Source organism: Streptomyces sp. TRM68367, assembly GCF_014495685.1.
Taxonomy (GTDB): Bacteria; Actinomycetota; Actinomycetes; order Streptomycetales; family Streptomycetaceae; genus Streptomyces.
The window spans coordinates 156,644-177,533 of the sequence record NZ_JACTVI010000003.1; the positions used below are offsets into that span (position 1 = coordinate 156,644).

The window sequence follows — 20,890 nt, forward strand, 5'->3', positions numbered from 1 at the left end:
AAGGAACACCGTACGTTGGCGAACGAACTCACCGTGGCAGCCCTGGGTCCGGGCGGAGTGGGCGGCCCGCTCGCCGGCCCTGGTCCGCGCTCCGATCCCCCAACTGCCCCGGGGCAGCCGACTGGACATCGTCGAGGCCAACCCACGCTTCGCCGCACTCAGCCACACCCGTTCGCATGAACCTCCGAACGAAACTCGCCCCCCAAATTCGAACAGGCGTATCATTGCGTCGTGGCTACGACCTATGACTTTCCGAGTGACCTCCTCGCCGGTCAGGAGGAACTGCATCAGGTCCGGGCCGAGCTGTCGGCCCTGCTGAAGCGGCTCCCCTGGTCGGTCGAGCCGTTGGACGGCTTCAGTGACGACAATGGCTGGCGCAAGGTGGAGCGCCCCGCCTCGCCCGGCTGGACCGCCGACGAACAGGCCGAGATCGAAAAGCTCCGCCAGCGGGAACGCGAACTCGCCGTGTTCGTCAGCACCCACCGCTACTGGTCGGAACTCCCCGGCCCCGACGGAGTGGGCGCCCGCAGCAGGCTGAAGCACGCCCGGGAGGAGTCATCGAAAGGGACCGAGGGGACGTCGTAGAACTTCCGGGCAGAGAAGAGGCCTCCCGGGGACGGACCACACAGGTCACGCCGGAAGGCCTCTTGCTGCTACCTATCCTCGGTGGGCGCGGACGGTTTCGAACCGCCGACATCCTGCTTGTAAGGCAGGCGCTCTACCCCTGAGCTACGCACCCAGGACGAGTCGACAGCCTACATTGCCCGAGGCCCCGTCCCGCAAACCCGTTCCCCGAGGTGGCTCCGGCGGTCGCGGTGCGGTCCCGTCGAGGGCAGTAGCGGTTGCGGCGAGGGCTCGGTGACCGGGGGTTAACCCCACCTCGAAGCCGGTAGTCGTCCGGATCCCATGGCGGCCTCCGGCTCCGTACGGTCGAAGAGCCTTCGCAGGCCGCCTTGCTGTCCGTACCAGGGGGTGACCGTCATGTCCCGTGCCACCCGCACCGTTCCCGCCCGCGCGGCCGCCGTCGCCGGCGCTGTCGTGGTCCTCGTCGCGGGTCTGAGCGCCTGCGGGGCCTCCGCCGGTGACGACAAGGACCCCGAGCACCGGTCCTTCGCCCTGCGGGGCGACACCCTCACCGTCGACTCCGACGACTCCGCCCTGGAGATCGTCGCCGCGGACACGAACCCGGCTGGCCGGATCGAGGTCACCCGGTGGTTCGAGGGTTCCGTCGTCATCGGTGAGGAACCCAAGGTCACCTGGTCCTTCAAGGACGACCGGCTGGTACTGCGGATGACGTGCAGCGGAATCGCCGTCGACTGCTCCGCCAGGCACCGCATCGAGGTGCCGCGCGGCATCGCCGTGAACGTCGAGGACGGCGACGGCAGTGTGCGGGCGCGCGGCTTCCGGGACGCGCTGAACATCCGCACCGGGGAGGGCTCCGTGCGCGTCACCGACACCACCGGGCCGCTTCAGGTGCGCACCGGCGACGGGTCCGTGCGCGCGGACGTCTCCTCGCGGCAGGTTGGCACCCAGACCGGCGACGGTTCGATCCGCCTCCAACTCGGCGCCGTACCCGACCTGGTGGAGTCCCGCACCGGCGACGGCTCGGTGACGATCGCACTGCCCCGGGAGACCTACCGCGTGACGACCAAGACCGGTGACGGCGCCGTCGATGCGTCCGTGCCCCGGGACGACACCAGCGCCCACGTGGTGAACACCCGCACCGGCGACGGCAAAGTCACGGTCCGCACAGCGAACTGACCGGCCCGTGTGTTCGTCTTCAACCGGTGGGAGAATGGCACCGGGCAAGGTGGACGACAGCACGGGAGAGGGATGTGACGGCGACACCAGCGCAGCCGTATACGCCGTTGGTGCCGCGCGCATGCCGCCCGCGCCGCCACCCCCGCCGTGCGCCCGGGCCGGTCCGGGACACGCTCACCCTGTTGGGCCTGCCGCTGGTCGCCGCGCTCGCGCTGCCCGCCGCGTTCGCCGGGGGCGGCACGCGACGCTGGTTCGGCGGGCGGGCCGAGAGCCAGCGGGCCGAGGCCCAGGCCGCGAAGGACGCCGCGGCCGCCGCCTTCTACGAGCTCGACACCGCCCAGCGCGACCTGCGCATCTCCATAGAGACGATCACGGCCGTCGACGACTCCCCCTCCGGCCGGCGCGCGGTCGGCGACTTCGAGGCCCTCGGCCGCCGCATCGACGAGGTCAGCCACCAGTACATCAACGCCGTCGACGCCCACGACCTCGACCGCGACGACCTGGAGGCCTCCGCCGCCTCCCGTGCCCGCGCCGAGCTGACCGCCGCCAAGGACGAGCTGGGCCGGGTCAAGCAGGAACTGGACCGGTTCGCCGACGGGCTCGGCCCGCTGCTCGGCAAGGCCGAGACCCAGCTGGCCCGGCTCGCGCCCGCGGTCGAACGCGCCCGGCAGTCCCTGCTCGCCGCCAGCAACGCCCTCGACACCGCGCGTGGCTCGGGCCTGAAGGCCGAGGACCTCGCCTCCCGGCTCGCCGCTCTCTCCCCCGAGCTGACCCGGCTCAACCAGGGCGCCGGCCAGCACGGCGTGCCCCAGACCCTGGATCGGGCCGAACGCGTCGCACGCGAGGCCGAGGCCATCCGGGCCGAAGCCGAACGGCTCCCCGAACGAGCCGCCGAGATCGGCACCCGGCTCGTCTCCCTGCGCACCCGCGCCCAGGCCCTCACCACCCGCGCCGAACAGGTCGAACCGGTGCTGAGCGAACTGCGCCGCCGCTTCACCGCCGCCTGCTGGCAGGACCTCCAGCAGGTCCCGGACCAGGCCGCCCAGACCGTACGGCAGGCCGAGCAGAAGCTGGCCGAGGCCCAGGCCGCCCGCGACGACCAGCGCTGGCCGGACGCCACCGCCCTGCTGTCGACGGTGCGCGCCCTGCTGAACGCGACCGACGAGGCCGTGTCCGCCGCCGGTGACCGCCTGCGGCGCCTGAACGCCGTGCTGAAAGACCCCCAGCAGGAGATCGACCGCACCCGCTTCGCCATCCGTGACGCCCAGCGCCTGGCCATGGCCGGCCGCAATACCCCCGACCCCCGGCACGCCCGCCCCCTCGACGACGCGGTGGCCCGGCTGGACCGCGCCATCGCCATCCTGGAGGGCCGGCACCCCGACTACTGGCACTTCCTGACGGAAACCGAAGCGGTACGGCAGACGGTGTCCCGCGTGGTATCCCAGATCCGCGAGGAACGCGGCGCCGCGCACTGACCACGGTACGGCCCGGACCGACCAGGGAAGGGACGGCATGCCGCCCGGGTCAGCGCTGGCGAGGGCGAGGGTGGTGCGCTGGGGTCGCCGAAGGGCGCAGGCACGCAGCCGATGTCCGTGGGCGGATCCGCTGTTCCCCGACAGGTGCCGAGACACCCGCCATTCGCGACGCGACCGACCCGAAGGGCTCGGCCGCCCCCTGCCGCTGCCCCAGGCCGGATACGACCGAGTCCGCTCACCCCTACGGCAGCCACCGACCACCGGTTAACCTGTGCTCATGCCTCGCTATGAGTACCGCTGCCGGACCTGCGGCGACACCTTCGAACTGAGCCGTCCCATGGCGCAGTCCTCCGCCCCCGCGAACTGCCCCGCCGGCCACGACGACACGGTGAAGCTCCTGTCGACGGTCGCGGTCGGCGGCTCCGCTCCGACGCCTGCCGCCTCGCCCCGCGCGACGGGCGGGGGCGGCTGCTGCGGTGGCGGCTGCTGCGGCTGACACCGGCTCACCTCGGCGTGCGGTCGGCGCGGGCTGCGGTACGGCGTGGGCTGCGCGTCCCGGAGATCGGCCCGCCCCTGGTGCGACGTGGGCTCCGTCCCGGCGATCCGCTCAACTCCCGGTGCGGGCTGGGCTCAGCTCCGGTGGCAGGACCAGCTCGCAGGCGTGGCGTGGGCACCACTCCCGGGCGTTTCGCTCAACTCCCGGTGGTCCGCTCAGCTCCCGGCGGTCTCTCAACTCCCCAGGTAGCGGAGCACCGCCAGCACTCTGCGTGAATAGCCTTCACCTCAGACGACGAAATACGCGACGGTCGCCATCGCCCGCTCCGGCTCCTCCACGAGGTCGTACTCCACCCGCACCGGCACGGACGTCCGCTCCGCGACCGTCTCCAGCGCCGCGTGCAGCCCTGCCTCGTCCAGCGTGGTCGGATAGATCCGCCAGGCCACCTCACGCAGATCTTCCAGCGCCTGGCGGCTCTCCTCGTGGGCCTGTCTCAGCAGCCGGTCCCGGCGGTCCCCGTCCTGGCTGCGCCGGGCGCGGCCGAGCAGCATGCCGAGGGCGACCAGGCGCTGCTGTACGCCGTCGTGCAGGTCCCGTTCGATGCGGCGCCGCTCGTCGTGCACCGCGTCCACCACGGCGGCACGGCTCGCGGACAGTTCCGCGATCCGCCGCTCCAGCTCCTCCTGGTGGCGAGGGCCGAGAAGGCGCCGGGCCAACCGCCCTTCCAGCTCGGCGACTCCGAACATGCCCTGCACGGCGAGGAACAGCAGGAAGAGCCCGCCGAGGCTGCCGTAGGTGATCGCGCCGGGATTGCGGACGTCGTCCACAAGCAGCCAGATGTATATCCAAGACGTGCCGTACCCGAGGCCGATGGCCACCGACAGCATCACGACTCCGCCGAGGAGGCCGAGGGCCCAGCGGCAGGCCAGGTACCGCAGGGCCGCCATGTCCGTGTACGCGGGTGAGACGCTGACGCGCAGCCACAGTTTCAGGCGGAGCCGCTCGAACTTCGTCAGTCCTCGCGCACACGCGAGAAGAAAGCGGAGTATGGCGCGGCGCCCGGCCGGCCAGGCCGCCACGGGCAGCATGGCCAGCCCGGCGAGGACGACGAAGGGCAGCTCGATGACGGCCGCGGCGGCTCCCGTGATGAGGCCCACCGCGCACCGCACTCCACGTCGCGCCATGTCTCGCATGATCGCGAGGCTATCCGGGCGCAACGACCGTGCACACTGCGGAAAACCGCAATTCGGATTTGCGGTGAACCGCAGTGGATCGTGCGGACTTCCTCAGGGTTTCTTCAGCTGCGATTTTCTAGCGTTGTCGGCATGACAGCCATCGCAGCGCAGGCGCTCAGCGAGTACACGACGACAGCGGGCACAATCGCCGCGGACGCGGTCGCCGCGCACTCGACGGCCGTGACGGCGGGGATACCGCTCGCGGCCGGGGGCGCCGGCGCGCCGGAGTGGGTCAGCGGGCTCATGGATTCCTGGGGCGCTCCGGGCGCCGGCCTCGCCGTCGCGCTGGAGAACCTGTTGCCTCCCATCCCGAGCGAGGTGATCCTGCCCCTCGCCGGATTCGCCACGAGCGCGGGCAAGATGAGCCTGCTCGCCGTCCTGCTGTGGACTACCGCCGGCTCGGTGATCGGGGCGCTCGCGCTCTACGGGGTCGGTGCGCTGCTCGGCCGGGACCGGACAGTGGCGATCGCTGCCCGGCTGCCGCTGGTGAAGGTGGCGGACATCGAGAAGACGGAGGCGTGGTTCCTCCGGCACGGCACCAAGGCGGTGTTCTTCGGCCGGATGATCCCGTTCTTCCGCAGCCTGATATCGGTGCCGGCGGGCGTCGAGCGTATGCGTCTGCCCGTGTTCCTGGGCCTGACCACGCTGGGCAGCGCCATCTGGAACACCGTGTTCGTCCTGGCGGGCCACGCGTTGGGCGACAAGTGGCCCGAGGTGACACGGATCGTCTCCACCTACTCCAAGGTGGTCCTCGCCGTGGCCGCGCTGACGGCGCTGGTGTTCATCGTCCTGCGGATGCTGCGGCCGGGCGACGGACGGCGCAGGCGGGGTCGCGAGCACTCGCGTTCTGAGGACAGTCATGAGGGCATACGCCCGGTCGGCCAGGCCGGCCCCTCCGACGCGGCCGAAGCACTCCGCTCCGGTGCCGGGTCGCCCGTCGGCCCGGGCTCAGGGAGCCAGGCCGACGGGCCGTACGGGACCGGCGTCAGTGGGGCGAGTGGACCGTCCGCAGGAGCTCCCGCAGGATCCGCTCACCGGCCAGCGCACCCCGCTCGGGAAGCGCGCTGATCGTGGGGGCCGTCCAGCCGGCGTCGGCGAGCTCGCCGTGGCCGGGGCGCCAGCCCCGGTCCGCCGCGAGCAGCAGGTCGGCGTCAAGGAGGGAGTCACCGGCGGCGAGGGTGAGGTCGGCGCCGGTGCGGCGGGCGACCTCGCGCAGCGCCGCGCTCTTGGTGAGCGGCTTGGGCACGGCGTAGAGCTTGCGGCCCTGGAGGGACACCGTCCAGCCGCAATTCTCCGCCCACACCGCGAGTTCCTTCACCCAGTCCTCGGGCAGCAGTTCCCGCTCGACGACGAGGTAGGCGAAGAGGTCCTCGGCGATCCGGTGCTTGCGCACCCACACCGGGTCGGCGGTAGCCATCAGGTGCTCTCGCACATCGTCCAGCGGCGCGCACTCGTCGGCGAGGCGTGCGGTCACCTGCGCGTGCCAGTCGGGGTCGCAGACGCCGTCGACCAGGAGGTGCCCGCCGTTGGCGCAGATCGCGTACGCCGGCGCGGGGCCCGGCAGGTTGATGCGCTGGTACTGCTTGCGGGTGCGGGTCGTGGCCGGCACGAACACCGCCGTGTCACCAAGGTCGGCGAGGAGCTGGGCCGCCGTCTCCGTCATGTACGACAGCGGCTTGTTCTCGTGGACCTCCACGCACAACAGCCGGGGCGCGCGGGCGTCCGGCATGGTCAGTGCCAGGGCAGCAGAGGAGTAGATCAGTGTGCGATCGAGGTCGCTCGCGACGAGTACGGGCATCAGACCGTCACCGCCTTGCCGTCGGCGCCGGTCGCGCCCCGCGTGTACTTGGGGTGGATGAGTCCGACGCAGGTGTACGGCAGGTCGGCGACCTCCTCGACCGGGACGCCCCGCTGCTCGGCCAGCAGGCGGACGTGGTCGAGGTCGCGGCCCGCGCCGGACCGGGCCAGCACCTTCCACGGCACGCGGCGCAGCATCACCCGGGTGGTCTCACCGACGCCGGGCTTGACGAGGTTGACGTCCTGGATGCCGTACTCCTCGCTGATGCGCTCGACGGCCGCCCAGCCCTCCCAGGTCGGGGTGCGGTCGGCGCAGAGCAGTTCCTTGGCCTGGGCGTCCGCCGCGTCCGCGACCTCCGAAAAGCGTGCGGACACCGCGTCGAGGAAGGCCACCGAGACGTCGGCGCCGGCGAGTTCGCGGTAGAACTTCGCGCCGTGGTAGTCGTGCGGGCCGACCAGGTCGGCGCGCAGCACCGTGCGCGAGATGAGGCCGGACACCGTGGAGTTGAGGCAGGCGGAGGGGATGAGGAAGTCCTCGCGGGTGCCGTACGTGCGGACGCACGAGCCGGGGTCGGCCAGCACCGCGATCTCCGGATCGAAGCCGGTGCTGCCGTGGGACTTCTCGAAGTCCTCCACGGCCTGGGCGAGTTCGCGGGTGATGGCGCCCTTGCCGGTCCAGCCGTCGACGAAGACGATCTCGGCGGGGTCGTACCGGTCGGTCAGCCAGCGCAGCGCGTTGACGTCGATGCCGCGGCCGCGGACGATGGAGACGGCGTAGTGCGGCAGGTCGAGGCCGTGGCGGTACTGGGCCCAGCGGCGCATCAGGATGCCTACAGGGGTGCCGGCGCGGGCCAGCGAGACCAGGACCGGGCGCGGGTTGGGGGTCCCCCCGCTCGAGCGAAGTCGAGAGTGGGGGAACTCGGTGAGGACCGTCTCGGTGACCACGCCGACCGCCTGGGCCAGGCGCGCGGCCGAGGCTTCCAGCGCGCTGTGGAACAGTTCCTGGTACTGCTCGGTCGGCTGGTACTCCACGGGCAGGGACTCGGCGTAGTGCGCGCCGCCGCCCTGGATCGCCTCCTCCCGCTCCTCGGTCGGCGCCTCCAGCGTCACGTCCGAGAGGTCCTGGAGCAGCCAGCCGACCTCCTCGGGCGCGTACGAGGAGAAGGCGGGGCCGCGGAGGGGCTCGGGCAGCATGGCGGGCCTTTCGGCGGGGACGCGCGGGGGCTCGGGCGCGTACGACGGTACGACCGCGAGCAGGACGTGCGGGGTGTGGGCGGTGAGCTGGGCGAGCAGGCCGTCGGGCGCGTGCAGGGCGGGGGTGTCGGCGGCCGAGTCGACCACGGCGACGACGGCGTCGAAGCCCTGGCCCGCGACGTTGTAGGCGTAGCGCTCGCCGGCGCCGTCGGCCGGGTCGTCGTGGGCGGGGAAGACCAGGCGGGTGCGTATCGCGTAGCCGGGATCGTCGACCGCGAGGACGGGCGAGCGGGTGGTGGTGGAGTAGCGCACCTCGGCGGAGACGACCTGCTCCAGCTCGCGGGCGAGTCTGAGGGGCGCGTACATCAGCTCCTCGAAGCCGAGCACGAGCACGCGCCGGGCACGTGCGGGCAGCGCTTCGGCGAGCCGGGCGGCCATGGCGGGCAGGGCACCCTCCAGCCGGGCCCGGTGCGCGGGGGTGAACCCGTGCCGCCCGCCGTCGGGCAGCCCGCGGGGCCAGCGCAGATCGACACGGGTGACACGGCCGGTCGGCTGCTCGGCGGGGACGGCCGGCAGGGTCGCGCTGTCGGGGGAAACGGCCCAGGAGTCGTCGGGCGGCACGGTGCCGGAGTCTTCGGCAACTGCATCCGTCACACCGCCATCGGTACCCGCCGCCGCGCCCCTGTCGGCAACCGCAGCCGCCGCACCGCCTTCGGGAAGCGCAGCCGACGCACCGGTGTCGGCAGCCAGCGTGGTCTCGGCCTCGTGGCGGGCCACCAGTGCCTGGCCCTTCTCCAGGACGCCTTCCGGCAGTCTGACCGTGCCCGAGGCGGCCGTGACCAGGTCGACGCGGGCGTCGATCTCGCGGGCGAAGTCCGCCAGGCGGTCAGCGTCGGCCGCCGAGCGCATGTCGACCAGCGCGACCACGACGTATCGCCGGCGGGGATAGCGTGCGTGCAGGTCGCGGATGGTGTTCAGGACGGTGTTGCCGGTGGAGAACTCGTCGTCGACCAGGACCAGCGGGCCGTCGCCGGTCAGCAGCGCCGGGTTCTCCGGGAGCAGCAGGTGGGAGGTGGCGTGGGAGTGGGACTCCTCGAAACCGCCGGCCTGGGCGACGCCGGGGACCGGGCGGCGGGTGGAGTGCAGGTAGGGGGCGAGGCCGAGGCCGTCGCAGACGGAGTGACCGAGACCGGTGGCGGTCTCCGCGTAGCCGAGGACGACCGCTTGACGGGCCTGGCGGTCGTCCAGCAGGTCGCGCACGCGGCGGCCGAGGGCGAAGCCATGGCCGTAGACGACGGAGGGCGACTGCGGGACGTGCTTGCCGAGCACGTTCGAGACCAGCAGGTGGGCCCGCTTGGGGTTGCGGCGCAGCGCGAGCCCCAGCAGCCCGGTCAGCATGTCGTCACCGACGAGTTCGACGCCGAGCCGCTCGGCGACCCACTCACCGGACCACACGCGGTCGTCGGATGCACCAGTCTGTACCCCCGTCCGCACGTCGTCGTGCACCTCCTTGTTCACGTCCATGCATTCCTTGGGTCGAAGAAAGTCCTTGCGAAGCATTCTCCGCGCTCCGCGCGCGCTCCGGGCCGGGATTCGCCGGGGTCAGTCGGACAGGCCGGCGGCGAGCAGCTCCACGAAGCCGATGTCCTCGTTCGCCACGCCGAAGGCCTCGGCGCGCAGCAGGGTCCGCTCGGCCCAGGCGCGGTGCGGCTTCACCTCGTTCATCTTGTTCGTGTACGCCGACCTCACCACGCCCCCGCCGCAGCGTTCGGGCTTGAGGATGTCCTGGGCGTCGCTGAACTCCTCGTGGCTGACAACCGACAGGGCGTGCACCGGGAGCACGTGCGAGGGGTGGATGCAGGTCTTGCCCAGCAGGCCGTTGGCATGGTCCAGGGAGATCTCCCGCAGCAGCCCGTCCATGGCGTGCTCAATCAGTCTCTTGCGCAGTTCTACGGCCTGCACCTGCAGGAAGGGGCTCTGCCGCAGCTGCGGTTTGAACATGCGCTCCTGGACCCGGAAGTACTCCCACACCGGCCCGGTCACGGTGAAGCCGGTGCCGTCGGCCCGCCCCAGCATGTTCACCACGTCTGCGATGACGGAGGCGACGATCTGCACGTCGTACGCCGTCATGTCGGGGGCCCGGCGCAGGCCGTACGAGGAACAGAAGTCGGTCACGCCGAGGCGCAGCGCGAGCACGCGGTCGCGGTACTTGTCGACCGCGCGGAAGATGCCCTCCAGGGTCTCCACGCGCGACTCCCGGTACAGCAGCTCCGGCGACTCCAGCACCGGCATGGCGAACAGCCGGCGGCCGCTGTCGGCCTCGGTGGCGGCGACGGACTCCAGGAAGGGGATACCGCGCTCCTCGGTGAACTTGGGCAGCACGAATCCGGACAGCAGCCGGGCGGTGGGGCCAAGGCGTCGTACCAGGTCGGGGATCTGTTCGGGGATGCGGACCCGGATGAACAGCAGCGGCAGGTCCCCGGGGCGCCCGTCGAGGTCGGAGAACTGCCGGACGAGGTTCTCCTCGGCCGCGCCGACCTCCGCGTCGTCGATCGAATCCTCCAGACACAGCACCATCGAGACCACGCCGCGTCCTGCCTGCGTGATGGCGTCGTCGGCGAGCCGGGGGCGGGTGGCGGGGCTGTAGAGCGTGGCGCCCAGGGCCGCGGAGAGCAGCCGGGCCGGGGAGTCCGGAGTGAACTCGCACGGCTCTTGGTGAAACAGACGCTTCCGCGCCTCAGGAGCAATGTGCCCGAAGTGACGCATAAGACTCCCCCGTGGTGTCTGGGCGACCTGTGAGCTGTTCGAAGGTGACCGGTAATAGTACGTAGGGATCCATGTCTGGGGTTCCCGTCGGGCATGAATTTCAGGTAACGCAGGCAAACACAGCCATTGCGGACAGCATCGCGCGACGGCCGTGAACGCGGTCCGGAACCCCGGCCCCGCGTTGTCGTGACCAGGACTGAGAGGGCAGGATGACCGCATGACGCACGCGATGCTGAAGGGGTCGAACGTCCCGCTGAATGTCACCACGGTACGCGCCGTGCTGCGCTGGACGCCCGGGCAGGGGATTCCGGAGGTCGACGCCTCTGCGCTGCTCCTCGGCCCCGATGGTCGTGTGCGCTCCGACGAGGACTTCGTCTTCTACAACCAGCCCCGGCACCCCTCCGGGAAGGTGTCGCGGCTCGGCAAGAAGCGGGCTGCCGAGGGCCCGACCGACACGATCCAGACAGATCTTGCCGGTGTCGAGTCCGGTGTCAGCCGCATTCTGCTGGTCGCGTCGGCGGACGATGTGCCGTTCGAGCGGGTGCCGGCGCTGAGCATTCTGCTGTACGACGCCGCGGCCGCGGACGGTGAGGCGCTGGCATCCTTCGACATCAAGCCGGAGACGGGGCAGGAGACGGCGCTGATCTGCGGTGAGCTGTACCGGCGCGGGGAGGGGTGGAAGTTCCGGGCGCTGGGCGAGGGCTACTCGGACGGGCTCAAGGGCCTCGCGGTGGATTACGGCATCTCGGTGGACGAGTCGGAGGCGGCGGAGGATCCGGCGGCGGGCCAGCCGGACGCATCGACCCAGGTTGCCGGGCAGGTGCAGGCGTCCGGCCAGGCGCAGCCTGCGCCCGAGGTGTCGCGTCCGCTGCCGCCGGAGCAGCCGACGGGGGTTCCCGCGCAGTCGGCGTACGGCTTTCCGCAGCCGGCCGGTGAGCCTGCGTACGGTTATCCGCAGGCGCCGAACCCAACGCCGGCCACTGCGGTCAACGCCGCGCAGTCCGGGTACGGCTACCCGCCGCCGGTCGCCGCGATCCCGGACCCCGACTTCCGGCTGCCGCCGCAGGGGCCGCAGTTCATAGGTCGCTAGCGAAGGGACGGTGACCTTGCGGGGGGTGAGTGAGGGAGCCCTGCGTAACAAGGCGCGGGTGATTGATCGCGCAGCCGGGCCGCGCTTGCCGGCGCCCGGCGTTGTGGCTGGCAGCGGATGGGGGGCGTATCGCAGTCGGTCGCCCCGCGCGTCGCTCAGCCGTTCAGCGTTCCGCCTTTGTCTTGTAGCCCCTGCCCCACTGGAGGCCCCAGCCGTAGAGGCGGTCCAGTTCTGCCTGGAAGCCGTAGACGAACTTGACCTCGCGGCGGACCAGGATTTCGTCCTTCACGTTTTCGATCATTACCACTGCGCAGGAACGTGCCTGGGGGTGGCGTTCGTCGAGGCCTATCTCGATGCGGGGGCCGTTACTGGGGTACAGCGTGACGATCGCGTGGGCGCGGTCGAACGCGGGGGTCTGGTCGTAGATGTAGACGAAGACCAGCATGCGTTTGATGTTCTCGCGGTGGTCGAGGTTGACGTACATCGTCTCGCCCGACGCCGAGCCGAACCGGTCGTCGCCGCTGAGCTTGACGTACGGCGCGCCGTTGACGTCGCCGAGGTAGCCGCCGAGCGGCTGGACGACGCCCTTGGTGCCGTCCTGGAGCTCGTAGAGGCACCCCAGGTCCAGGTCGACGTTCACCATGCTCTGGCTGTGGCCGAGGACCTCCGGCGGCTTGAGCGCCCTGAGCGGGTGCCGCAGCAGACTATCCCGCTGCGATCCGCCGAAGTCGGACGTCCGCATCCGCCAGGCCAGGTTGATGCGCAGATGCCCGGTGGCCGCACCCTGTTTGGTGAGGGAGACCTGGCTGTGCCGTTTGGTCAGTTCGATGGCGTTGGTGGCCGCGCTGCCCGAGTCGAAGTCCAACTCACGGCCGCGCCACAGCCCGTCGAAGAAACCCATTCCCACCCCACGTGTCACTGGAGAACTGCTGACGACTGCGCGGACTCGCAGGCCGCCAGGGTTTCACGGCCCTTGGACGACCCGCGGGGCGGCACCGAGGAGTCGTCCTCGACGCCGCCCCGCACAGAGCGTTCCCGCACCCGAAGGGTTGTCACACCCCGGACGACACCTCAGCCTTGTCGTCCGAGCCCTGCGTTTTTCCCTCGTCCGCCGCAAGCGCCCGGTTGCGGCGCACGGAGGACCAGAAGGACCAGCCGATCAGGAAGACACCGACGAGGCCGGTGATGAACTCGCTGATCTGGTACTGGATGGTGACGAGCAGGATCACGGCGAGCGCGCCGATCGCGTAGTGCGCGCCGTGCTCCAGGTAGACGTAGTCGTCGAGGGTGCCCTGGCGGACCAGGTAGACCGTGAGCGACCGGACGTACATGGCGCCGATGCCGAGGCCGAGGGCCATCAGCACGATGTCGTTGGTGATGGCGAAGGCGCCGATCACGCCGTCGAAGGAGAACGACGCGTCCAGGACCTCGAGGTAGAGGAACATGAAGAACGCGGCCTTGCCGGCCAGGGCGACCGCGGAGCGGGGCTTGCCGGCTCGCTCGGCCTGTTCTTCCTCCTCGTGCTCGCGTTCCTCCTCCTCTTCGAGCTTGTCCTCGAAGTAGCCGGAGAGACCGCCCACGATCATGTAGGTGATCAGGCCGGCGATGCCGGAGAGGAGGACTGTATCCGCCTTGTCGACGTGTGTGCCGCCGTGCTGGTGGGCGTTGGCCGCGAAGGTCATCGAGGAGATGAGTAGCACGATCAGGGCGATGCAGACCGACAGCATGTCGATCTTGCCGAGCTTGGCCAGCGGGCGCTCCAGCCACCCGAGCCACTTGATGTCCCGGTCCTCGAAGATGAAGTCCAGGAAGATCATCAGCAGGAACATGCCGCCGAAGGCGGCGATCGACGGGTGGGCGTCGGTCACCAGTTCCTGGTAGCGGTCCTTGTCGCTGAGCGCGAGGTCGACCGCCTGGATCGGGCCCAGCTGTGCGCTGATGGCGACGATCACGACGGGGAAGACCAGCCGCATCCCGAAGACAGCGATCAGAATGCCGATGGTGAGGAAGATCTTCTGCCAGAAGGCATTCATCTTCTTCAGGATTCCGGCGTTGACCACCGCGTTGTCGAAGGACAGCGAGATCTCAAGGATGGAGAGGATCGCCACAACACCGAACGCGGTCCACCCCCCGAAGAGGACCGCTGCGACCAGGCCGAGCGCGGTGACCGCGAACGACCACCCAAAGGTTTTCAGAACCACTGGCTACCCAATCCCTTGTATACGGGTCTCCCCCGCGCCGTACTCGGCTTTACGAAACGTTGACTCCGAAGTCTAGAGCGATGCCCCGCAGCCCTGACGCGTACCCCTGGCCCACTGCACGGAACTTCCACTCGCTCTGGTAGCGGTACACCTCTCCGAAGATCATCGCTGTTTCCGTGGAGGCGTCCTCGCTGAGGTCGTAGCGGGCGAGTTCCTGGCCGTCGGCCTGGTTGACCACGCGAATGAAGGCGTTGCTGACCTGGCCGAAGGTCTGGCCGCGCTCGTCGGCCATGTGGATCGAGACCGGAAAGACGATCTTGTCGCACTGGGCAGGCACCTTGGAGAGGTCGATCAGGACCGACTCGTCGTCGCCGTCGCCCTCACCGGTGAGGTTGTCGCCGGTGTGCTCCACCGAGCCGTCCGGGCTCTTGAGCTGGTTGTAGAAGATGAACCACTCGTCCCCGAGCACGCGACCGCTGTTGCACATCAGTGCGCTGGCGTCGAGGTCGAAGGGGGCTCCGGTGGTGGAGCGTGCGTCCCAGCCGAGACCGATCATCACCTGGGTGAGGTTCGGTGCGGCCTTGGACAGGGAGACATTGCCTCCCTTGGCGAGCGTGACGCCCATGATGCTGGTCCCTCCCCTTAGGGTCTGTCTTTTCGGATCACCCCGGGGCCGCGGGGCCTGGCACGCGCATCTGCCCGCGTTGCCGTCGGTCGCCGACGCCCCGCCTTGCAGCTGCACGCACCAGATCCCGCTCACCGGCGTTTGCCGGGTCCGCCTCCCGGAGTTTGGCTGTTCCCGGAAGACAGACCCGGTGATGCCTCTCTCTGGCTGTCCTGCACGTCCGGCGCCGCACGTAAACCGTGCGGCGCCGGACAGGAGACTTTCAGATGGCTCAGACGTTCACGCCGAAGTCCTGCGCGATGCCGCGCAGGCCCGAGGCGTAGCCCTGGCCGATGGCGCGGAACTTCCACTCCGCGCCGTGCCGGTACAGCTCGCCGAAGACCATGGCGGTCTCGGTGGAGGCGTCCTCGCTGAGGTCGTAGCGGGCGATCTCGGCGCCGCCGGCCTGGTTCACGACGCGGATGAACGCGTTGCGCACCTGGCCGAAGGACTGCTGGCGGTTCTCGGCGTCGTAGATCGAGACCGGGAAGACGATCTTCTCGACGTCGGCCGGGACGCCCGCCAGGTTGACCTTGATCTGCTCGTCGTCGCCCTCGCCCTCACCGGTGAGGTTGTCGCCGGTGTGCTCCACCGAGCCGTCCGGGCTCTTGAGGTTGTTGAAGAAGACGAAGTACTGGTCGCTGGTGACCTTGCCCGCGTTGTTCAGCAGCAGCGCGCTGGCGTCCAGGTCGAAGTCGGTACCGGTCGTGGTGCGGACGTCCCACCCCAGACCGACGATGACCGCGGTCAGACCCGGCGCCTCCTTGGAAAGCGAAACGTTGCCGCCCTTGCTGAGGCTGACTCCCACGAGTCCTCCATTGGTGTCCAGGGGCGGGATGCCCCTCCGTGCTCGGATGTCGGATCAACGAGTCGATCCTAGTGACGGGTTCCCGCCTCTCGCAGGCCCTGGAGCCGAAGAATCACCGGGTGTCGGCCTCGGTCACAGGGTGTCGAGCGCCTTCACGTACTCGTTCAGGTCACGCGCGTCCGGCAGGCCGTTGATCACGGTCCATCGCACGACGCCCTCCTTGTCGAGGATGAAGGTCCCGCGCACGGCGCAACCCTTGTCCTCGTCGAAGACGCCGTACGCGCGCGAGACGTTGCCGTGCGGCCAGAAGTCCGACAGCAGCGGGTACTCCAGGCCCTCCTGCTCGGCGAAGACGCGCAGGGTGTGGATGGAGTCGTTGGAGACGGCGAGCACCTGGGTGTCACGGTCGGAGAACTTCGGCAGGTTGTCGCGCAGCTCGCACAGCTCGCCGGTGCACACGCCGGTGAAGGCGAAGGGGTAGAAGAGCAGCACGACGTTCTTGTGACCGCGGAAGTCGGACAGCTTCACAGTCGCGCCGTGGTTGTCCTTGAGCTCGAAGTCGGGGGCCTTGTCGCCGACCTGGATCGCCATGGTCGTGAATGTCCCTTCGGTGGGCTGTTCGGGTGGGAACACCCTACGCAGGGATCATCACAGGCCAGAGGGCGGGCCGACTACACCGGCCCGCCCCGGCCCTGCGGCTAACGCTTGGACTTGGCGGCCTTGGGCGTCGCCAGCCGGCTGCCGCTCCAGTCCTTGCCCACGCTGACGCTCTTGGACGCCGTCAGCCCCGCCGTCGTCGCGGCCTCCGAGATGTCGCTCGGTTCCACGTATCCCGATCGCCCGGTCTTCGGCGTGAGGAGCAGGATCGCGCCGCCCTCCTCGATGTACGTGGTGGCATCCACCAGCGCATCCGTCAGGTCGCCGTCGTCGTCACGGAACCACAGCACAACGGCGTCGGCCACGTCGTCGTATTCCTCGTCCATCAGCTCGCCCTCGACGGCGTTCTCGATGGCCTTGCGGAGTTCCTGGTCCACGTCGTCGTCGTAGCCGATCTCCTGGACCACCTGCCCGGGCTGGAACCCCAGCCTGGCGGCAGGGTTCGTCCGCTCCTCCGCGTGGTCCGCGGTCGCGCTCACGGGTTGCCTCCTGATCATGTCTTGATGAGTATCTCAGCCACGCGCGTGCGCGAAGCATTGGCCGTAGTCCACACGGGCGGGGCGGATCGCGCAAGTACCCGGCGATTCAGACCGCCGAAACGGTGACGATCCTGGCGGTGTCACCGCAACTCCCGGCACACCATCCCGACCCGAGGTGACGTACACCACACCCTTCTGCCCCGTTTGGGCGTTTGGGAACCGTCTACGGGTACGAGACTCGCATGACTTCCTGGGGTGACCGCCACGCCATCGAGCTGCGGCGGGTCACGATTACCCATCAGTAGAGATGACGTGAGCCGCCCCGAGGTACACGATGGGGAGCGGCGCAGGCGCAGCGGCAACCAGCGAAAACGGCCTTCCCATGGCCCTGACGACAGGTAAGGAACAGCGTGGCTTCCGCATCCGATCGCAATCCGATCATCATTGGCGGCCTTCCGAGTCAGGTTCCTGACTTCGACCCCGAAGAGACCCAGGAGTGGCTCGACTCGCTCGACGCCGCTGTGGACGAGCGCGGCCGGGAGCGGGCGCGCTATCTGATGCTGCGGCTGATCGAGCGGGCCCGCGCGAAGCGTGTGGCCGTGCCCGAGATGCGCAGCACGGACTACGTCAACACCATCGCCACCAAGGACGAGCCGTTCTTCCCCGGCAACGAGGAGATCGAGCGGAAGATCCTGAACGCGACCCGCTGGAACGCCGCCGTGATGGTGTCCAGGGCCCAGCGCCCGGGCATCGGCGTCGGCGGCCACATCGCCACGTTCGCCTCCTCCGCCTCCCTCTACGACGTGGGCTTCAACCACTTCTTCCGCGGCAAGGACGAGGGCGACGGCGGCGACCAGGTCTTCTTCCAGGGACACGCCTCACCGGGCATCTACGCGCGCGCGTACCTGCTGGACCGGCTCAGCGAGGAGCACCTCGACGGGTTCCGGCAGGAGAAGTCGAAGCCGCACGGCCTGTCGTCGTACCCGCACCCGCGCTCCATGCCGGGCTTCTGGGAGTTCCCGACGGTGTCGATGGGCCTCGGCCCGATCGGCGCGATCTACCAGGCGCGGATGAACCGCTACATGCACGCGCGCGGGATCGCGGACACCTCGAAGTCGCACGTGTGGGCGTTCCTCGGCGACGGCGAGATGGACGAGCCGGAGTCGCTGGGCCAGCTCACACTCGCCGCGCGCGAGGGCCTGGACAACCTGACCTTCGTCGTCAACTGCAACCTGCAGCGCCTCGACGGCCCGGTGCGCGGCAACGGCAAGATCATCCAGGAGCTGGAGTCGGTCTTCCGGGGCGCCGGCTGGAACGTCATCAAGCTGGTGTGGGACCGCACCTGGGACCCGCTGCTCGCCCAGGACCGCGACGGCGTGCTCGTCAACCGGATGAACACCACGCCGGACGGCCAGTTCCAGACGTACGCCACGGAGACCGGCGGCTACATCCGCGACCACTTCTTCGGCGACGACCACCGGCTGCGCGCGATGGTCGACGGCATGACCGACGACCAGATCCTGCACCTGGGCCGCGGCGGTCACGACCACCGGAAGATCTACGCGGCGTACTCGGCGGCCCGCGCGCACAAGGGCCAGCCGACGGTGATCCTGGCCAAGACGATCAAGGGCTGGACGCTCGGCCCGAACTTCGAGGGCCGCAACGCCACGCACCAGATGAAGAAGCTGACGGTCGACGACCTCAAGCGCTTCCGCGACCGTCTGCACCTGCCGATCTCGGACCAGGACCTGGAGTCCGGCCTGCCGCCGTACTACCACCCGGGCCGCGACTCGGAGGAGCTCCAGTACATGCACGACCGCCGCAAGTCGCTCGGCGGTTACGTCCCGACCCGCGTCGTACGGTCGAAGCCGCTGGCGCTGCCCGACGACAAGACGTACGCGACCGTGAAGAAGGGCTCGGGCCAGCAGTCCATCGCCACGACGATGGCCTTTGTACGACTCCTCAAGGACCTCATGCGGGACAAGGAGCTCGGGCGCCGCTTCGTACTGATCGCGCCGGACGAGTACCGCACATTCGGCATGGACTCCTTCTTCCCGAGTGCGAAGATCTACAACCCGCTCGGCCAGCAGTACGAGGCGGTGGACCGCGACCTGCTGCTCGCCTACAAGGAGTCGCCGAACGGCCAGATGCTGCACGACGGCATCTCGGAGGCCGGCTGCACGGCGTCGCTGATCGCGGCGGGCTCGGCGTACGCGACGCATGGCGAGCCGCTGATCCCGGTGTACGTCTTCTACTCGATGTTCGGTTTCCAGCGCACCGGCGACCAGTTCTGGCAGATGGCGGACCAGCTGGCGCGCGGTTTCGTGCTGGGTGCGACCGCGGGCCGTACGACGCTGACCGGTGAGGGCCTCCAGCACGCGGACGGCCACTCGCAGCTGCTCGCCTCCACGAACCCGGCGTGTGTGGCCTACGACCCGGCGTACGCGTACGAGATCGCGCACATCGTCGAGGACGGTCTGCGCCGGATGTACGGCGGTGACGAGGAGCACCCGCACGGCGAGGACGTCTTCTACTACCTCACCGTCTACAACGAGCCGATCCAGCACCCGGCCGAGCCTACGAGCGTGGACGTCGAGGGCATCGTCAAGGGCGTGTACCGGCTCAGCGAGGGCTCGGCCGGCTCGATTCCGGCGCAGATCATGGCGTCCGGTGTCGCGGTGCCGTGGGCGGTCGAGGCGCAGCGGATCCTCGCCGAGGAGTGGAACGTGAAGGCCGACGTGTGGTCGGCGACCTCCTGGAACGAGCTGCGGCGCGAGGCGGTGGCCTGCGAGGAGCACAACCTGCTGCATCCCGAGGAGGAGCAGCGGGTGCCGTGGGTGACGCGGAAGCTGTCCGGGGCGCAGGGTCCGTTCGTGGCCGTTTCCGACTGGATGCGGTCGGTTCCGGACCAGATCGCGCGGTGGGTTCCGGGTACCTACCAGTCCCTCGGCGCGGACGGTTTCGGCTTCGCCGACACCCGTGGTGCGGCCCGGCGCTTCTTCCACATCGACGCGCAGTCGATCGTGGTGGCGGTGCTGACCGAGTTGGCGAAGGAGGGGAAGGTCGACCGGTCGGTGCTGAAGCAGGCCATCGACCGGTACCAGTTGCTGGACGCCTCGGCGGCCGATCCGGGGGCTGCGGGCGGCGACGCGTAGCGCACCGCACCCGGCGCGGCCCAGGGGTGGTGTGTTCACGGTGTACCCGCGAACACACCACCCCTTCACCGGTGAGCTTTCGCCACACCCCCAGGTAGCCACAGTCCTCGAACAAAGCGGCAGCCAGCAGGAGATACACCACGACCCGCGCGGGCAGCTTCCGCAGCCGCCGCTGAACCGCTGAGCACTCGGCAAGCACGGCATCGACCAACTCGAACGGAACGATTCTGGTCAACTCACCCAGGTGCCCCGGAGCGAACACCCCTTCAGTCACCGTGACTGCCAGTTCCAGTTCTACCGGGGCTCCGCTTCCTGTGTCAGCAGCAGATCGCAGCCACATTGACACCCCGGCCCAGCCCATAACTTCACGGCCTTGCCCTTAAGGCACTGGGGGAGGCACGCATGCCCGCAGGCTACGACGGCGCGGCGGCCCGCGGCTACGGCGGCTGCGTGTGCCGGCGGCTACGGCGGCTGCGCGTGCCCCCACGCACCCGCAGTCGCCGACAGCGGGAAGGGGACGTGTCGGGGGGTGTCCGCCCGCAGCGGCAGGCGTCAACTAACAGCAACCCCGTAGCCGACCACATCACCGGTCCGAGGACGGACACCACCCGGCGCGGCCCCGACCCACAACCCCACCGCAGGCGCTACGCGCACCCCCACCCCACCCGCACAGGCCGCCGCAGGCATACAACACAAACCGCAGGCGGACCCCCGGTCCATCCTCCGGGGGTCCGTCCCTCACTGGTCTCCCGTCAGAACATGCCGTTGCCGGGAGTTGCGGCTCCGGAGAGCCACACGACTGCGACGAGGGTGTCGATGGCGCCCAGGGTGAGGGCGATCACCGCTGGTACGGGGCGTGCCGACCAGGTGCGGCCCATGGCCAGCCAGCCGCAGATCATCGCGACGGGGCCAAGGATGATGCCCAGTACGAAGAAGCCGGCGACCGCACAGACGACGCCGATGACTCCGAGCGTCGCGCGATCCGGCCCGGTCCGTGACCACGTCCGGCCACGTGAGCGGGGGTGCCTGCGCGTTCCGTGTCCGAAGCCCGCCATCGTCAACTCCCTGAACCCCTCGGTCGGTTCGGGTTCGTCCCGGGTTCACGTGGCGAG

The 20,890-nt window shown here is 69.9% G+C and carries 18 protein-coding genes, 1 tRNA gene and 1 pseudogene; 7 read left to right on the forward strand and 13 right to left on the reverse strand.

Annotated features, from left to right (window positions below; all coding sequences use genetic code 11):
• Positions 1-231 precede the first annotated feature (231 nt).
• Positions 232-585, forward strand: a complete 354-nt coding sequence (locus H8R17_RS03540) for a hypothetical protein (protein ID WP_187821631.1) — start codon at positions 232-234, stop codon at positions 583-585.
• An 82-nt stretch (positions 586-667) separates the two neighbouring features.
• Here H8R17_RS03540 and H8R17_RS03545 read toward each other — a convergent pair.
• Positions 668-739: transfer RNA gene (locus H8R17_RS03545), tRNA-Val, on the reverse strand.
• A gap of 242 nt (positions 740-981) precedes the next feature.
• Between H8R17_RS03545 and H8R17_RS03550 the strand changes: the two genes are divergently transcribed.
• The 3 genes from H8R17_RS03550 to H8R17_RS03560 all read left to right on the forward strand — a co-directional run bounded on the left by H8R17_RS03550 (position 982) and on the right by H8R17_RS03560 (position 3,732).
• Complete coding sequence (locus tag H8R17_RS03550; protein ID WP_187821632.1) at positions 982-1,761, forward strand: DUF4097 family beta strand repeat-containing protein; 780 nt, start codon at positions 982-984, stop codon at positions 1,759-1,761.
• Between the two features lie 74 nt (positions 1,762-1,835).
• Positions 1,836-3,236: a hypothetical protein gene (locus H8R17_RS03555; RefSeq protein WP_187821633.1), complete on the forward strand. Its 1,401-nt coding sequence runs from the start codon at positions 1,836-1,838 to the stop codon at positions 3,234-3,236.
• A gap of 277 nt (positions 3,237-3,513) precedes the next feature.
• Positions 3,514-3,732 (forward strand): zinc ribbon domain-containing protein, encoded by a 219-nt coding sequence (locus H8R17_RS03560; RefSeq protein ID WP_187821634.1) that lies wholly within the window; start codon positions 3,514-3,516, stop codon positions 3,730-3,732.
• 287 nt (positions 3,733-4,019) lie between these two features.
• On the opposite strand, the gene H8R17_RS03565 is transcribed toward H8R17_RS03560, so the two are convergent.
• Positions 4,020-4,916, reverse strand: coding sequence for a sensor histidine kinase (locus H8R17_RS03565; protein ID WP_262504983.1), 897 nt, complete (start codon positions 4,914-4,916; stop codon positions 4,020-4,022).
• A gap of 141 nt (positions 4,917-5,057) precedes the next feature.
• Between H8R17_RS03565 and H8R17_RS03570 the strand changes: the two genes are divergently transcribed.
• Positions 5,058-6,035 carry a DedA family protein gene (locus H8R17_RS03570; protein WP_399476205.1) on the forward strand — a complete coding sequence of 326 codons (978 nt, stop codon included), beginning with the start codon at positions 5,058-5,060 and terminating at the stop codon, positions 6,033-6,035.
• Here the strand turns inward: H8R17_RS03570 and H8R17_RS03575 are convergent.
• The 3 genes from H8R17_RS03575 to H8R17_RS03585 all read right to left on the reverse strand — a co-directional run bounded on the left by H8R17_RS03575 (position 5,953) and on the right by H8R17_RS03585 (position 10,724).
• Complete coding sequence (locus H8R17_RS03575; RefSeq protein ID WP_187821636.1) at positions 5,953-6,765, reverse strand: HAD family hydrolase; 813 nt, start codon at positions 6,763-6,765, stop codon at positions 5,953-5,955. The two genes, H8R17_RS03570 and H8R17_RS03575, sit on opposite strands and share 83 nt — an antisense overlap.
• Positions 6,765-9,482, reverse strand: a complete 2,718-nt coding sequence (locus H8R17_RS03580; protein WP_187821637.1) for a phosphoribosyltransferase — start codon at positions 9,480-9,482, stop codon at positions 6,765-6,767. Before H8R17_RS03580 ends, H8R17_RS03575 begins: the two co-directional genes overlap by 1 nt.
• Before the next feature lie 78 nt (positions 9,483-9,560).
• Positions 9,561-10,724, reverse strand: coding sequence for an HpcH/HpaI aldolase/citrate lyase family protein (locus tag H8R17_RS03585; protein WP_187821638.1), 1,164 nt, complete (start codon positions 10,722-10,724; stop codon positions 9,561-9,563).
• Between the two features lie 217 nt (positions 10,725-10,941).
• On the opposite strand from H8R17_RS03585, the gene H8R17_RS03590 reads away from it, so the two are divergent.
• A complete protein-coding gene (locus H8R17_RS03590; RefSeq protein WP_187821639.1) occupies positions 10,942-11,814 on the forward strand; it encodes a TerD family protein in 873 nt (290 codons plus the stop codon).
• Positions 11,815-11,977: 163 nt separating this feature from the next.
• On the opposite strand, the gene H8R17_RS03595 is transcribed toward H8R17_RS03590, so the two are convergent.
• The 6 genes from H8R17_RS03595 to H8R17_RS03620 all read right to left on the reverse strand — a co-directional run bounded on the left by H8R17_RS03595 (position 11,978) and on the right by H8R17_RS03620 (position 16,623).
• A complete protein-coding gene (locus tag H8R17_RS03595) occupies positions 11,978-12,715 on the reverse strand; it encodes a Tellurium resistance (protein WP_187821640.1) in 738 nt (245 codons plus the stop codon).
• Between the two features lie 151 nt (positions 12,716-12,866).
• Positions 12,867-14,015 carry a DUF475 domain-containing protein gene (locus H8R17_RS03600; RefSeq protein WP_187821641.1) on the reverse strand — a complete coding sequence of 383 codons (1,149 nt, stop codon included), beginning with the start codon at positions 14,013-14,015 and terminating at the stop codon, positions 12,867-12,869.
• A gap of 49 nt (positions 14,016-14,064) precedes the next feature.
• The gene (locus H8R17_RS03605) at positions 14,065-14,640 is read right to left on the reverse strand and encodes a TerD family protein (protein ID WP_187821642.1); all 576 of its coding nucleotides are present in this window, start codon (positions 14,638-14,640) and stop codon (positions 14,065-14,067) included.
• A gap of 271 nt (positions 14,641-14,911) precedes the next feature.
• Positions 14,912-15,487: a TerD family protein gene (locus tag H8R17_RS03610; RefSeq protein WP_187821643.1), complete on the reverse strand. Its 576-nt coding sequence runs from the start codon at positions 15,485-15,487 to the stop codon at positions 14,912-14,914.
• A 132-nt stretch (positions 15,488-15,619) separates the two neighbouring features.
• Complete coding sequence (locus H8R17_RS03615) at positions 15,620-16,078, reverse strand: peroxiredoxin (protein WP_187821644.1); 459 nt, start codon at positions 16,076-16,078, stop codon at positions 15,620-15,622.
• A gap of 107 nt (positions 16,079-16,185) precedes the next feature.
• Positions 16,186-16,623, reverse strand: a complete 438-nt coding sequence (locus tag H8R17_RS03620; RefSeq protein WP_187821645.1) for a DUF3052 domain-containing protein — start codon at positions 16,621-16,623, stop codon at positions 16,186-16,188.
• 410 nt (positions 16,624-17,033) lie between these two features.
• Here H8R17_RS03620 and aceE point away from each other — a divergent pair, with 410 nt between their 5' ends.
• Positions 17,034-19,778 (forward strand): pyruvate dehydrogenase (acetyl-transferring), homodimeric type, encoded by a 2,745-nt coding sequence (gene aceE / locus H8R17_RS03625; protein ID WP_187821646.1) that lies wholly within the window; start codon positions 17,034-17,036, stop codon positions 19,776-19,778.
• 79 nt (positions 19,779-19,857) lie between these two features.
• Here the strand turns inward: aceE and H8R17_RS03630 are convergent.
• Positions 19,858-20,139 (reverse strand): annotated as a pseudogene (locus tag H8R17_RS03630) (transposase domain-containing protein); the annotation flags it as partial.
• Between the two features lie 391 nt (positions 20,140-20,530).
• Positions 20,531-20,833 carry a small hydrophobic protein gene (locus H8R17_RS03635; protein ID WP_187821647.1) on the reverse strand — a complete coding sequence of 101 codons (303 nt, stop codon included), beginning with the start codon at positions 20,831-20,833 and terminating at the stop codon, positions 20,531-20,533.
• Positions 20,834-20,890: the final 57 nt, after the last annotated feature.